The sequence below is a fragment of the Streptomyces sp. NPDC048337 genome (assembly GCF_043201175.1).
Classification (GTDB): Bacteria; Actinomycetota; Actinomycetes; order Streptomycetales; family Streptomycetaceae; genus Streptomyces.
Window position 1 is genome coordinate 1 of sequence record NZ_JBICYR010000011.1, and the last position, 13,204, is coordinate 13,204.

12 protein-coding genes are annotated in these 13,204 nt (G+C 72.7%); 7 read left to right on the forward strand and 5 right to left on the reverse strand.

Annotated features, from left to right (window positions below; all coding sequences use genetic code 11):
• The first annotated feature begins 513 nt into the window (after positions 1–513).
• Complete coding sequence (locus tag ACGFYU_RS19180) at positions 514–963, forward strand: PTS glucose transporter subunit IIA (protein ID WP_393828474.1); 450 nt, start codon at positions 514–516, stop codon at positions 961–963.
• A gap of 73 nt (positions 964–1,036) precedes the next feature.
• On the forward strand, positions 1,037–2,707 hold the full coding sequence (gene ptsP / locus ACGFYU_RS19185; protein WP_393828475.1) for a phosphoenolpyruvate--protein phosphotransferase: 1,671 nt from the start codon (positions 1,037–1,039) through the stop codon (positions 2,705–2,707).
• Between the two features lie 69 nt (positions 2,708–2,776).
• On the opposite strand, the gene ACGFYU_RS19190 is transcribed toward ptsP, so the two are convergent.
• Together ACGFYU_RS19190 and ACGFYU_RS19195 are read right to left on the reverse strand one after the other, a co-directional pair.
• Positions 2,777–3,751: a hypothetical protein gene (locus ACGFYU_RS19190; protein ID WP_393828476.1), complete on the reverse strand. Its 975-nt coding sequence runs from the start codon at positions 3,749–3,751 to the stop codon at positions 2,777–2,779.
• Between the two features lie 63 nt (positions 3,752–3,814).
• Complete coding sequence (locus tag ACGFYU_RS19195; protein WP_393828477.1) at positions 3,815–5,791, reverse strand: acetoacetate--CoA ligase; 1,977 nt, start codon at positions 5,789–5,791, stop codon at positions 3,815–3,817.
• A gap of 243 nt (positions 5,792–6,034) precedes the next feature.
• Between ACGFYU_RS19195 and ACGFYU_RS19200 the strand changes: the two genes are divergently transcribed.
• The gene (locus ACGFYU_RS19200) at positions 6,035–8,503 is read left to right on the forward strand and encodes a glycoside hydrolase family 31 protein (RefSeq protein WP_393828478.1); all 2,469 of its coding nucleotides are present in this window, start codon (positions 6,035–6,037) and stop codon (positions 8,501–8,503) included.
• A 177-nt stretch (positions 8,504–8,680) separates the two neighbouring features.
• Here the strand turns inward: ACGFYU_RS19200 and ACGFYU_RS19205 are convergent, their stop codons facing one another.
• The gene (locus ACGFYU_RS19205) at positions 8,681–9,190 is read right to left on the reverse strand and encodes an NUDIX domain-containing protein (RefSeq protein ID WP_393828479.1); all 510 of its coding nucleotides are present in this window, start codon (positions 9,188–9,190) and stop codon (positions 8,681–8,683) included.
• 23 nt (positions 9,191–9,213) lie between these two features.
• On the opposite strand from ACGFYU_RS19205, the gene ACGFYU_RS19210 reads away from it, so the two are divergent.
• From ACGFYU_RS19210 to ACGFYU_RS19225, 4 genes are all read left to right on the forward strand, one after another.
• The gene (locus ACGFYU_RS19210) at positions 9,214–9,909 is read left to right on the forward strand and encodes a M15 family metallopeptidase (protein WP_393828480.1); all 696 of its coding nucleotides are present in this window, start codon (positions 9,214–9,216) and stop codon (positions 9,907–9,909) included.
• 13 nt (positions 9,910–9,922) lie between these two features.
• Entirely contained in the window at positions 9,923–10,261 is a 339-nt protein-coding gene (locus ACGFYU_RS19215) for an Mpo1-like protein (RefSeq protein WP_393828481.1), read from the forward strand.
• A gap of 63 nt (positions 10,262–10,324) precedes the next feature.
• Positions 10,325–10,780 carry a Zn-ribbon domain-containing OB-fold protein gene (locus tag ACGFYU_RS19220; protein ID WP_393828482.1) on the forward strand — a complete coding sequence of 152 codons (456 nt, stop codon included), beginning with the start codon at positions 10,325–10,327 and terminating at the stop codon, positions 10,778–10,780.
• A complete protein-coding gene (locus ACGFYU_RS19225; protein WP_393828483.1) occupies positions 10,777–11,967 on the forward strand; it encodes a lipid-transfer protein in 1,191 nt (396 codons plus the stop codon). The genes ACGFYU_RS19220 and ACGFYU_RS19225 overlap by 4 nt, the downstream gene beginning before the upstream one ends.
• 182 nt (positions 11,968–12,149) lie before the next feature.
• Here the strand turns inward: ACGFYU_RS19225 and ACGFYU_RS19230 are convergent, their stop codons facing one another.
• Together ACGFYU_RS19230 and ACGFYU_RS19235 are read right to left on the reverse strand one after the other, a co-directional pair.
• Complete coding sequence (locus tag ACGFYU_RS19230; RefSeq protein ID WP_393828484.1) at positions 12,150–12,776, reverse strand: ATP/GTP-binding protein; 627 nt, start codon at positions 12,774–12,776, stop codon at positions 12,150–12,152.
• Positions 12,757–13,197: a DUF742 domain-containing protein gene (locus ACGFYU_RS19235; protein ID WP_393828485.1), complete on the reverse strand. Its 441-nt coding sequence runs from the start codon at positions 13,195–13,197 to the stop codon at positions 12,757–12,759. Before ACGFYU_RS19235 ends, ACGFYU_RS19230 begins: the two co-directional genes overlap by 20 nt.
• Between the last annotated feature and the right edge of the window lie 7 nt (positions 13,198–13,204).

A 13,204-nucleotide genomic window follows, 5' to 3' on the forward strand; every position in this document is an offset into this window, starting at 1 on the left:
CTTCGTACTCACCCTCGCGGGCTTTCCTCCGGGCTTTCGTTCTGCGTTCTTGCGTTTCCGACTCTATCAGACTCTTTCGGGCCCGATTTCCTCGGCGCTTTCCAGGTTCTACGCTTTCGCGTTTTCCCTTTCCGGCGATTCCGACTCTATCAGCGATTCTCGTTCTGCTTGACCACTCTCCGTTTTGCCAAAAGGGCATGCGGAAAGGAGTCGAGATCAAGATCGATACTGAAGAGGAGGAGTCCCGTCCATCAGACGTTCGCGAGAAGTTCACACGAGGCGTCCTGGCGGGAGTCACGACAGTACAGGTCCCGTGGTGCCCAAGCAAATCGATTCAGGCGTATGGTCTAGTCCACCGGTCTAGTCCACTAGTCTCCGTGCCGAAGGACCAGTCCGGTTCGGGACCAACATCGGGCGGATCCGAACACTCTGTGACATATCCTTCTGAAGAGTACGCCGTTCGCGACAGGTAGTGACGGCGACACGAAGAAGCCCCACCCCTGGGAGGCCCCCATGACCAGCGTGACGTCCCCACTCGCCGGGCGCGCCATCGGACTCGCGGCAGTGCCCGATCCGGTGTTCTCCGGCGCGATGGTGGGACCGGGCACCGCTATTGATCCCGTGCGCGAGCCCTCGGAGGCGGTGTCCCCCGTCGGTGGTGTGGTCGTCTCCCTGCACCCGCACGCGTACGTCGTTGTCGACGGCGATGGCCACGGTGTGCTCACGCACCTGGGGATCGACACCGTCCAGCTCAACGGCGAGGGCTTCGAGCTGCTCGTCAACAAGGGCGACACCGTGACCCGTGGTCAGGCCGTCATCCGTTGGAACCCGCAGGCCGTCGAAGAGGCCGGCAAGTCGCCGATCTGCCCCGTAGTGGCGCTGGAGGCATCCGCCGAGTCCCTCGCCGACGTGAACGAGGACGGGGACGTGAAGGCCGGAGACACGCTCTTCAGCTGGAAGTGACCTGTCCGCCGGCACAGGCCAGTCGGATATCCACCGCGGCGGCTGGGCCCGCCGCTCAATCGGAGACGGTGAAATGGAGACAACGCTGCGAGGCGTCGGCGTGAGCCACGGTGTGGCGATCGGCGAGGTTCGGCACATGGGTACGGCGGTTCTCGAACCGCCGGCGAGGCAGATCACGGCGGATGAGGCGGAGCGCGAGCAGGGGCGCGCCCGCAAGGCCGTGGAGGCTGTCTCGGCCGACCTGATCGCGCGCGGCCAGCTGGCCGGTGGCGAGGCTCAGCACGTGCTCGAGGCCCAGGCGATGATCGCCACGGACCCCGAGCTGATGGCTGACGTGGACCGGCGGATCGCCGTCGGCAGCACCGCGGAGCGCGGGGTGTACGACGCCTTCGCCGCCTACCGCGACCTGCTGGCGGGGGCCGGCGAGTACATGGCCGGCCGGGTGGCCGACCTGGACGACGTACGGAACCGCATCGTGGCGCGCCTGCTCGGCGTGCCGATGCCGGGCGTGCCGGACAGCGACGAGCCGTACGTGCTGATCGCCCGGGACCTGGCGCCTGCGGACACGGCGCTGCTCGACCCGGCTCTGGTGCTCGGCTTCGTCACGGAGGAAGGCGGTCCGACCAGCCACAGCGCGATCCTCGCGCGGGCGCTGGGCGTGCCGGCGATCGTTGCGCTGCCGGGTGCCGGTGAGATCGCCGAGGGTACGGTCATCGCGGTCGACGGCAGCACTGGCGACCTGTTCGTCGAGCCGAGCGATGAGAAGCGGGCCGAGCTGGAGGCCGCGGCCGCCGAGCGCAAGGCCGCTCTCGCCGCGTCGTCCGGTCCGGGCGCCACGTCCGACGGTCACAAGGTGCCGCTGCTGGCGAACGTCGGCGGTCCGGCGGACGTGCCGGCCGCCGTCGAGGCCGGGGCCGAGGGTGTGGGTCTGTTCCGCACCGAGTTCCTGTTCCTGGACGACAGCAAGAAGGCGCCGTCCGAGGAGAAGCAGATCGAGTCGTACCGCAAGGTGCTCGAGGCCTTCCCCGAGGGCCGTGTCGTCGTGCGCGTGCTGGACGCCGGCGCCGACAAGCCGCTGGACTTCCTGACTCCGGGCGATGAGCCGAACCCGGCGCTGGGCGTGCGCGGACTGCGGACCCTGCTCGACCACCCGGAGGTGCTGCGCACGCAGCTCACCGCGCTGGCGAAGGCCGCCGAGGGGCTGCCCGTCTACCTCGAGGTCATGGCCCCGATGGTGGCGGACCGGACCGACGCCAAGGCCTTCGCCGACGCGTGCCGCGAGGCGGGTCTGCGAGCGAAGTTCGGCGCGATGGTGGAGATCCCCTCCGCCGCGCTGCGGGCGCGCTCGATCCTCCAGGAGGTCGAGTTCCTGTCGCTGGGCACCAACGACCTGGCCCAGTACGCCTTCGCCGCCGACCGTCAGGTGGGTGCGGTGTCGCGGCTGCAGGACCCCTGGCAGCCGGCGCTGCTCGACCTGATCGCCATGTCGGCCGAGGCCGCCAAGGCGGAGGGCAAGAGCTGTGGTGTCTGTGGCGAGGCCGCTTCGGACCCGCTGCTGGCCTGTGTGCTGACGGGTCTGGGTGTCACCTCCCTGTCGATGGGTGCCGCTTCGATTCCGTACGTGCGGGCGACGCTCGCCAAGTACACCCTCGCCCAGTGCGAGCGTGCGGCTGCCGCCGCGCGTGCGTGCGACAGCGCCGAGGAGGCCCGTGTGGCCGCCCAGGCGGTGCTGTCCGGCGAGTAGCCGGAGGGTGTGTGCAGTCGCAGTCGATCGAGGGGCCTTCGCCGGTGGCGAGGGCCCCTCGGCCGCTTGTCAGGGGTGCGGTCCCGGGGCGTCCACCTCGTAGCCGGGGCAGTACTCGACGCCCGGTTCGGGGGCCACGGGGTCCCCGGTGTCGGCGTCCGTGCAGTAGGCGTTGAAGACGGCCGCGGCCGAGAGGGCGGTGAGGCGGCCGCGGTCCAGGCGCCAGCCGTGGACGCGGTCCCGGTTGCCCTCTGTGGTACTGCGCAGGACCAGTCCCCCTGGGCCGCCGAGGGCGAGGCCGGCGGCGAGAACGGTCGCGAAGTCGAGGGCGTCGCGGCCCTCGATGCGGAGTGGTGCCTGCGGGTCCTCGCCGGCATCGGCGTGGAGGACGGCGACGAGCTGTTCCGCCTCGGTCGGGACGCTGCACACGAGGTGGTGGTGGCCGGGGCCCGCGCCTGCCACCAGGCGTTCGAGCGCCGCGGCGGCGCGTTCGAAGGAGGCCTGGCCGATGTCCTCTCCGCAGTCGGCGCAGGTGCCGACCCCGGCGAGGAGGCCGGTGGCGTACTCCCAGGTGGCCTGTCGGACGGCCTCGTCGACGAGGAGCGGTACGAGTTCGTCGATGGGCTGGCCCGCATAGGGCAGGCCGGCGCCGGTGCCAGCCAGCTCCGCCGTGAAACGGGTGCGGGCTTCGGCGGTGTCCGGGTCGAGGCCCTGCTCCGCGCAGTATTCGGCGTACTCCTCGGGGTCGAAGAGGGCGACGGTCGTGTGGATGCCCTGCGCCGCGAGGGAGCGGAGCAGGGCCTCGACGTGGCGGAGGTAGTCCTCGTGGTCGTCGAAGGTGAAGCTGCGGTAGTCCCGCATGGCCGCGAAGTCCCCGGGGTCGGCGAGGAGGCCGACGGTGCTGGGGACCTCGCGGCGCAGGGTGCGGCGCCGGTCGGTGCCGGTCGTCGTTCCGCGTGCCCGCGAGGTCCTTCCGGGCTTGGTGCTCCGGGCGGTGTTGGTCGTGTTGGTGTTGGTGGTTCCGGTGTCCTTCTTCGGTGGCATGGCTCCCCCTGAGTGCCGCAATCGCTTGCTCACTCAGAGTAGTTGCCGCCACTGACAGTGACCTCAGCCGCGCGTGCGGGCCAGCTCCTCGTAGAAGTGGAGGAGGTCGAGGTTGTCGACGGAGCCCGGGTTGACCGCCTTGGCCAGGGGCGCGCCCTGGAGGAGCCGCTTGACCGGGACCTCGATGCGCTTGCCGGTGAGGGTGTGCGGGATGCCAGGGACCTCGATGATCTCGTCGGGGACGTGGCGCGGGGAGAGCTCCTCGCGGATCGTCGTCTTGATACGGGCGCGCAGGTCGTCGTCGAGGGTGGCGCCGGGGGCGAGGTGGACGAAGAGCGGCATCCAGTAGCCGCCGTTCGGCTCCTCCAGGCCGATGACCAGGGATTCCTTGATCTCGGGGAGGCGCTCCACGGCCTCGTAGATGTCGGCGGAGCCCATCCGGACGCCCTGGCGGTTCAGGGTGGAGTCGGAGCGGCCGTGGATGATCACGGAGCCGTGGTCGGTGATCGTGATCCAGTCCCCGTGCCGCCAGGTGCCCGGGAACATCTCGAAGTAGCTGTCGCGGTAGCGGCTGCCGTCGGGGTCGTTCCAGAAGCGGATCGGCATGGACGGCATGGGGTTGGTGACGACGAGCTCGCCGACCTCGCCGATGACGGGCTTGCCGGACGGGTCCCAGGACTGGAGGTCCGTACCGAGGCAGGCGGCCTGGAGCTCGCCGATGTGGACGGGGAGGGTGGGGACGGCGCCGGCGAAGCAGCTGCACACGTCGGTGCCGCCGCTGACGGAGGCGATCCAGAGGTCCTCGGCCACCTCGTCGTGGAGCCAGCGGAAGCCGTCGGGCGGGAGCGGGGAGCCGGTGGTGGCCACGCACTTCACGGCGGAGAGGTCGAAGTCGCGGCCCGGGTGGACCTCGGCCTTGCGGCAGGCCATGACGTAGGCGGCGGAGGTGCCGTAGAGGGTGGCCCCGGTGCGTTCGGCGATGCGCCACTGGGCGGCGGTGTCGGGGTAGCCGGGGCTGCCGTCGTAGAGGACGACGGTCGTGCCGGTGAGCAGGCCGGAGACGAGGAAGTTCCACATCATCCAGCCGGTGGAGGTGTACCAGAAGAAGCGGTCCTCCGGGCCGAGGTCGCAGTGCAGGCCGAGCTGCTTGAGGTGTTCGAGGAGGATGCCGCCCTGGGACTGGACGATGGCCTTGGGCAGGCCGGTCGTACCGGAGGAGTAGAGGACCCAGAGGGGGTGGTCGAAGGGGACCGCCTCGAAGACGGGCTCGGTGGCCGCGGAGGTGAGGGCGGACCAGTCGAGGGCTCCGGCGGGGGCCGGCGTGCCGAGGAGCGGGATGTGGACGACGGCGCGCAGGGAGAGCAGCTCGGCGCGGAGCTCGGCGACGGTGTCGCGGCGGTCGTGCTCCTTGCCGCCGTAGCGGTAGCCGTCGACGGTGAACAGGACGACCGGCTCGACCTGCTGGAAGCGGTCGAGGACGCTGCGGGCGCCGAAGTCGGGGGCGCAGGAGGTCCAGACGCCTCCGACGGCGGCCGTGGCGAGGAGGGCGACGACCGCCTCGGGGATGTTGGGGAGGTAGCCGCTGACCCGGTCGCCGGGGCGTACGCCGAGCGCACGCAGCTCGGCGGCGAGCGAGCCGACCTGGCGGCGGAGCTCGGCCCAGGTGACGGGGGTGGTCTCGTGGCTCTCGTCCACGCACAGCAGGGCGGCGTCGTCGGCGCGGGCCGGGTCCTCGGCGGCGCGCAGGGCGTGCTCGGCGTAGTTGAGGGTGGCTCCGGTGAACCAGCGGGCGCCGGGCATGGTGCGGTCGGCGAGGACGGATTCGTAGGGAGTGGTGAAGCGGACCTCGAACCACTCGGCGACCGCCTGCCAGAAGGTGTCGAGCTCGTCGACGGACCAGCTCTGCAGGGCGGGGTAGCCCCCGTCGGCCGGGGCTCCGTGGCGCTCGGCGGCCCAGGTCTGGAAGGCGGTGATCCGGGCCGCGGCGATCCGGTGGGGGCCCGGGGCCCAGAGGGGTTCCGGCTGCGTGGCTGAGGTCATGGGTCGGCTCCCGGTCAAGTCTGCGGCTCGCGCTTCGTGTGCGTACGGTGCCATCGCGCGGGGGGTGTGCGCGCGGCGGCTCACTGGGACGATGCCATGTGATCGACATCCGCACCAGAGTCGTCTTCACCGCTTGCGGGGTCGGCGGCATGTGTGCCGCCGCCACGCGGCGGGGGCCGCCCGTGGGTGAACGACAGTTGAACGCACCACGCTCGGCGGGGGCCCGGTGGCAGGGTGATCGCCATGAACGGTCGTGATCTGGTGCGTGCGGTGAAGGACATCGGTACCGAGCGGGGGCGGCGCGCCTGGCTCTCGGCGTGGCGCCATCGGCGCGCGGACGCGGAGGGGCTTGGGCGCCGGGGCGCGGAGCGGGCGCGCGTGCCGGGGCTGCTGGTCGGTACGGAGCCTCGGCCGGGCGGGGGCGTGCTGCGCTTCGCGCGTTCGGAGCTGCTGGTGCGGGTCACCGCGGGCGGGGCCGTGTTCTGGGGCTGGGACGGGGCCGGGCCGACGCCCTCGTACGCGGTGGTGGGCAGCGGGCCCGAGCCGGATCCGCGGGCCGTGCTGGAGCCGGATACCGGGGGTGGCTGGCGGGTGGTGTCGGAGCGCGTGACGGTGGCGGTGTCCCGGCACGGGGCGGTGGAGGTGCGGACCCCGGGCGGGACGGTGCTGCGCCGGGAGCTGCCGCCGCGCTGGTGGGAGCCGATTCCCCTCGCCGGGGAGGCGACGGGCCCAGGCGGGGGGCCGACCCCGGGCGGGGGCGTGGCCGGGCCGGGAGGGCCGGTGCGGCTTCACGATCGGGGCTCCGCCCCGGACCCCGCGCCTCAAACGCCGGCGAGGCTGGAACCGCGGTGGGCGCAGCGGAGTGAGGTGGCGGCGGATGCGCGGTTCTTCGGGCTCGGCGGGCGGGCCGGGGGGCCGCGGCTGCGGGACGGGGTGTACCGGCTGTGGAACACAGATCCGAAGGGCGGCTTCGGGCCGGATGACGACCCGCTGTACCTGACCATGCCGGTGCAGATGGTGGTCGCCGACGCGGGAACGCACCTGGTGTTCCACGACAACTCGTGGGACGGCCGGGTGGTGTTGCGCGAGGGCGAGGAGGGCGCGGGTTCGGGGGTGGACCGGCCGGGGATGGCGGAGCTGCGCATGGAGGGCGGTCCGCTGCGCTGCTGGGTGCTGGTGGGGACGCCGGCGCGGGTGCTCCAGGGCTGGTCGGGGCTGACGGGCGGCGCCGCGGTGCCGCCGGAGTGGGCGCTGGGGTACCAGCACGCGCGGTGGGGGTTCGGGAGCGCGGAGGAGGTGCGGCGCGTGGTCGGGGGGTACGCGTCGCGCGGGCTCGCGCTGTCGGCCGTACACCTGGACATCGACCACTACGACGGGCACCGGGTGTTCACGGTCGATGGGGAAAGGTTCCCCGATCTGCCGGGGCTGGCACGGGAGTTGGGCGAGCAGGGGGTGCGGCTCGTCTCGATCGTCGATCCGGCGGTGAAGACGGGCGACGCCGTGCACGCGTCGGGCCGCGGGGTGGGGGCGGGTGGTGCCTTCGTACGGGACGCGCTGGGCGGGGAGGTACGCGGCGAGGTCTGGCCGGGCGAGTGCGTGTACCCGGACTTCACGGATCCGGCGGTGCGGGAGTGGTGGGGCGGCCTGTACGAGGAGCGGCTCGCGCAGGGCTTCGCCGGTTTCTGGCACGACATGAACGAGCCGGTGTCCTTCGCGCCGTTCGGGGACGCCACCCTGCCCCGGTCGGCGCGGCACGCGATGGACGGTGCGGGCGGGGACCACCGCGCCGGGCACAACGTGTACGCGCTCGGGATGGCGCGGGCGGGCTGGGAGGGGCTGATCCGGCTGCGGCCGGCGGAGCGGCCGTTCCTGTTCTCGCGGTCGGGGTGGGCGGGGATGCAGAGGTACGGGGGCACGTGGTCGGGGGATGTGGAGAGCAGCTGGGAGGGGCTGCGGGCCTCGCTGGCACTGGTGTTGGGGCTCGGGCTGTGCGGGGTGCCGTACTCGGGGCCGGACGTCGGCGGGTTCGGCGGGTCGCCGTCCCCCGAGTTGTACGTGCGGTGGCTGCAACTGGGGGCGTACCTCCCGCTGTTCCGGACCCACTCGGCGATCTGGGCGGGGCGGCGGGAGCCGTGGGAGTTCGGGCCGGAGGTGGAGGAGCAGGCGCGGGCGGTGATGGCGGAGCGGGAGCGGCTGCGGCCGTACTTCGTGACGCTGTCCCACCTGGCGCGGCGGACGGGGGCGCCGTACGTGCGGCCGGTGTGGTGGGGGACGCCGGAGGAGCGGGGGCTGCGGGACTGCGAGGACGCGTTCCTGCTGGGTGATGCGCTGCTGGTCGCCCCGGTGCTGGAGTGCGGGGCGGACCGGCGGGCGGTACGGCTGCCACGGGGGCGGTGGTACGACACGGCTTCGGGGGCGGCGTACGAGGGGCCGGGGCAGATCCTGCTGGACGCCCCGCAGGGGCGGATCCCGGTGCTGGCGCGGGCGGGGGCGGTGCTTCCGGTCCGGTCGGCCGGGGATGGCGGGGTGGAGCTGGAGGTCTGGGCTCCGGCGCGGGGGCGTACGGGGGGCGGGGTGGTGATCCGGGATCCGGGGCCGGGGTTCGAGGCGGGCGAGGTCGAGCGGTACGCCGTGCGGTGGGTGGGGGACGAGGTGGTGGTGGAGACCGAGGCGGGGGTGCCGGTGGAGGGTGTGGTGGTGCGGGGGGTCTAGCGACGCCGGGCCGGGTGGGTGGGTGCGGCTTCACGATCGGGGCTCCGCCCCGCGCCCCGCGCCTCAAACGCCGGCGGGGCTGGACCTGCCGGCCGGGCCGGGTGGGCGGGTGTCGCTTCAAGAACGGGGCTCCGCCCCGGACCCCCGCGCCTCAAACGCCGGCAGGGCTGGAGTCCGTCAGGTGTAGCGGCCCTCGAACCAGGCATTCGCCGCCCGGGTGTGGAGGGGAAAGGCCAGTTCGGTGGGGGTGTGGAGGGTGTGCCAGCCCGTGGTCTCGTTCGTGGGGGTCGCGGTGGGGAGGGTGGTGGACGGGCGGGGTGGGAGGAGGCCGAAGAGGAGCAGGTGGCCCGCCGGGGAGCTCATGGCGTCGGCCAGGGTGATCTCCGAGGCCGGGGCGGTGATGCCGGTCTCCTCGCGGAGTTCGCGGACGACCGCTTCGCGCCAGTCCTCGCCGAAGTCGATGAAGCCTCCGGGCAGGGCGACGCCTCCGAGGGCCGGCTCGATGGTGCGGGTGATGACCACGAGGCCGGTGCCCTCCGCGTCCTCGACGGGGAGGAGGGCGATGGCCACCGGGAGCGGGTTGCGGTAGGCGGTGGCGCCGCACGAGGCGCAGGTGCGGGGCCACGTAAGGGTGGAGTACGGCGCTCCGCAGGTGGAGCAGTGCGAGTCCCTCAGGTGTGGCGGCATGCGGGGATGGTATGCCAAGGGGTATGAGGGCAGCGGCTGTTGTGATGTGTGTGGGGCTCGTGGCCGGTGGGGCGGCGGCTCCGCCGGAGTTCACGGCCTTGGCGGATGTCGATCCGACGGTCCGGCAGGACATGCGGTATGCGGGCACCCGGAATTTCACCGGCGGACGGGTCGACGGGTACGAGGAGCCCGTGTGCCTGCTCGCGCGGCCCGCCGCCGAGGCGTTGCGGCGGGCACAGCGGCGGCTGCTGCGGCGCGGGCTGTCGCTGAAGGTGTACGACTGCTACCGGCCGCAGCGGGCCGTCGACCAGTTCGTGCGGTGGGCGGCCGACGCCTCCGATCAGAGCACCAAGGAGGAGTTCTATCCGGAGGTCGACAAGTCCCGGCTGATTCCCGAGGGGTACATCGCCGAGAAGTCGGGGCATTCCCGCGGGAGCACCCTCGACGTGACCCTGGTGGCGCTCGCCGGCGGCAGCGGCCGGGAGCTGGACATGGGGACGCCGTTCGACTTCTTCGATCCGCGCTCTCACACGGACAGCCCGGCGGTCTCTGAGGCCGCCCGGGCGAACCGGCGGCTGCTGCGCGAGACGCTCGGGGAAGCCGGGTTCGTCAACCTGCCCGAGGAGTGGTGGCACTTCACCTTCAAGCCCGAGGCGTTTCCGGATACCTACTTCGACTTTCCCGTCTCCGGCGCGTCTGTCGGGTCGGCGCGGCCGTGAGTACCGTGCCCGCATGACGTTCGATTCTTACGAGGAATTCTGGCCCTACTACGTCGCGATGCATTCACGTGGCGCCACCCGCTGGGTGCACCTCACCGGCACGCTCACCGGGCTCGCGCTGACCGTCTACGGGGTGGCGCGGGGGCGGAAGCGGTATCTTGCCGCGCTGCCCCTGATCGGCTACGGGACCGCCTGGCCCGCTCATTTCCTGATCGAGAGGAACAACCCCGCCACCTTCGGGCATCCGGGGTGGTCGCTCCGCGGGGACGCGCAGATGATCCGGATGATGCTGGCCGGTCGCGACGCGGAGTTGACGGAGATCGCGCAGAAGTGGCTCGCCGAGAACCGGTGACCTCGTGGCCCGTCCCGTGCCAGACTCCTGACGATCCGTCAGTTGTTTGGCTTGGGAGGGGTCTTGGCACACACACGCACACCCGTCGTGAGCGGGTGGTTCACCGAGGACGGACCGGGCGGCGGCTTCCGCCTGCTCGGCACCCGGTGTTCCGCCTGCACCGCGGTGTTCTTCCCGCGCGAGGACGCGTACTGCCGCAATCCGCGCTGCTCCGGCGGCGGCGAGCTCGCCGAGGTGCCGCTGTCCCCGCGCGGGCGGGTCTGGTCCTACACCGACGGGCGCTACCGGCCGCCCGCCCCGTACGTGTCCGATCCGGACGCGCCCTGGGAGCCGTACACCCTGGTCGCGGTGGAGCTGGAGGCCGAGGGGATGGTCGTGCTGGGGCAGGCGGCGCCCGGGGTGGGGGTCGGCGACCTGGCGGTCGGGATGGAGGTCGAGGTGGTGGGCGGCGTGCTGAACGAGGATGCCGGGACCACCTGGACCACCTGGCGGTTCAAGCCGGTGGGAGGGGTCGCGTGAGCGCCGACATCGCCGTGCTCGGGGCCGGGATGCACCCGTGGGGCAAGTGGGGCCGCAGCTTCGTCGAGTACGGCCGGGCCGCCGCGCGGGCGGCGCTCGACGACGCCGGACTGGACTGGACGGACGTGGGGTCGATCGTCGGCGCCGACACCGTGCGCTCCGGCTACCCGGGCTACGTGGCCGGGGCGACCTTCGCGCAGGCGCTCGGCTGGCAGGGCGCGCGGGTGACCAGCGTGTACGCGGCCTGCGCGTCCGGGGCGCAGGCGATCGGGGCGGCCCGGGCGCAGATCCTCGCGGGCCTGGCGGACGTGGTGCTCGTGGTGGGCGCGGACGCGGCGCCCAAGGGGTTCTTCGCGCCGGCGGGAGGGGACCGGCCCGACGACCCTGACTGGCTGCGCTTCCGTGTGCTGGGCGCCACCAACCCGGCCTACTTCGCGCTGTACGCCCGCCGCCGGATGGCCGTCCACGGGGACACCCCGGAGGACTTCGCCCAGGTCAAGGTGAAGAACGCGGCGGCCGGGGCGCTCAACCCGTACGCCCGCTACCGCAAGACGGTCACGGCCGAGGAGGTCGCGGCATCGGCCGTCGTCGCCGATCCGCTGCGGCTGCTCGACATCTGCGCCACCTCCGACGGGGGCGCGGCGCTGGTGCTGAGCAGTATGGACTTCGCGCGGTCGCGGGGCGTCGCCGGCCCGGTGCGGATCCGGGCCGTCTCGACGGTGACCCCCACCTATCCCCGTACGGTGCTGGACCTGCCGGACATCGCCACCGACTCGGTGGTGGCCGTGGAGCCCGCGGCCGGGTCCTTCCGGGCCTCGATCGCGCGCGCGGCGTACGAGGAGGCGGGGCTCGGCCCGGACGAGCTCTCCCTCGCCGAGGTGTACGACCTGTCCACGGCGCTGGAGTTGGAGTGGTACGAGGACATCGGGCTCTGCGGGGAGGGTGAGGGCGCCAAGCTCGTACGGGAGGGCGCGACGGCCCTCGGCGGGCGGATCCCCGTCAACACCAGTGGCGGGCTGGCCTCGTTCGGGGAGGCGGTGCCGGCGCAGGCCATCGCGCAGGTGTGCGAGCTGACGTGGCAGTTGCGGGGTACGGCCGGGGCCCGGCAGGTGCCGGGGGCACGGGCCGGGATCACCGCCAACCAGGGGCTGTTCGGGCACGGTTCGGCCGTCGTCGCGGTGTGCTGAGCGGCGGCTTCCGGCGGGTGTTGTCCGAACGCTTGACGGCCCCCGGCGGCGGGTTCACACTCGCTCCACAGTCCCGCGCCGCGACCGGGACCCAAAATCCCCCCATGAGAGCTGCGGCCCGTACCCCAGTCGGCGGGGGTACGGGCCGCCTCCATGTCGGACGGGCGTCCAGGGCCCTCGGGTCAGGCTCCGGCCGTGAGGCTGCGGCGGCGGGCCCGGGCCAGTGACATCGCGTGTTCGACGACCCCGACCAGGACGTCCTTCACCGACTCCCGGTCGCGGGCGTCGCACAGCAGCACCGGCACCCCGGGGTCGAGGTCGAGTGCCTCCCGTACGGTCACCACGGGGTGCCGGTCCGCGCCGTCGAAGCAGTTGACCGCGACGACGAAGGGGATCTCGCGCCGCTCGAAGTAGTCGATAGCGGCGAAGCAGTCGGCGAGGCGGCGGGTGTCCGCGAGGACCACCGCGCCGAGCGAGCCCTGGGCCAGCTCGTCCCACAGGAACCAGAACCGGTCCTGCCCGGGCGTGCCGAACAGGTACAGCACCAGGTCCTCGCGGAGCGTGATGCGCCCGAAGTCCATGGCCACGGTGGTGGTGCTCTTGCCCTCCACTCCCCCGGTGTCGTCGACGGCGGCGCCCGGCTCCGAGAGGAGTTCCTCCGTCCGCAGCGGTCTGATCTCGCTGACCGCACTGACCAGGGTGGTCTTGCCCACCCCGAAGCCGCCCGCGACCAGGATCTTCAAGGTCAGGGGTTCGACCGGTGACACGGCGTGCATGGCACCGGTGCGGCTAGAGCGCCCGAAGGCCATCGATCACCTCACGCAGAATGGATTCGTCGGGCAGTTCGGCCGGCGGTACCGGCCGGGTCACGTGGACCAGTTCCTCGTCGACCAGGTCCCCGATCAGGACCCGTACGACTCCGACCGCGAGGTCGAGGTCGGCCGCGAGTTCGGCGACCGACTGCGGCCGCTCCAGGCACATGCCGAGGATGTGGACGTGCTCCGGGGACAGGGTCATGTCCCAGACCGGATCGTCGGCCGCCGCTTCGGCGACGACGAGGGCGATCAGGTCGAGTCGGTGCTGGCCCGCGTGGCTGGTGCGGCCGCGGGTCATGGCGTACGGGCGTACGACCGGACCGGCTTCGTCGTCGAACCAGTGCGTGGGGTCGGGGGCGGGGGCCCGGTCTGCGACCGGGGTGTCGGCGGGGTGGTCCTGGCCTGGTTCGCTCATTCCGTAC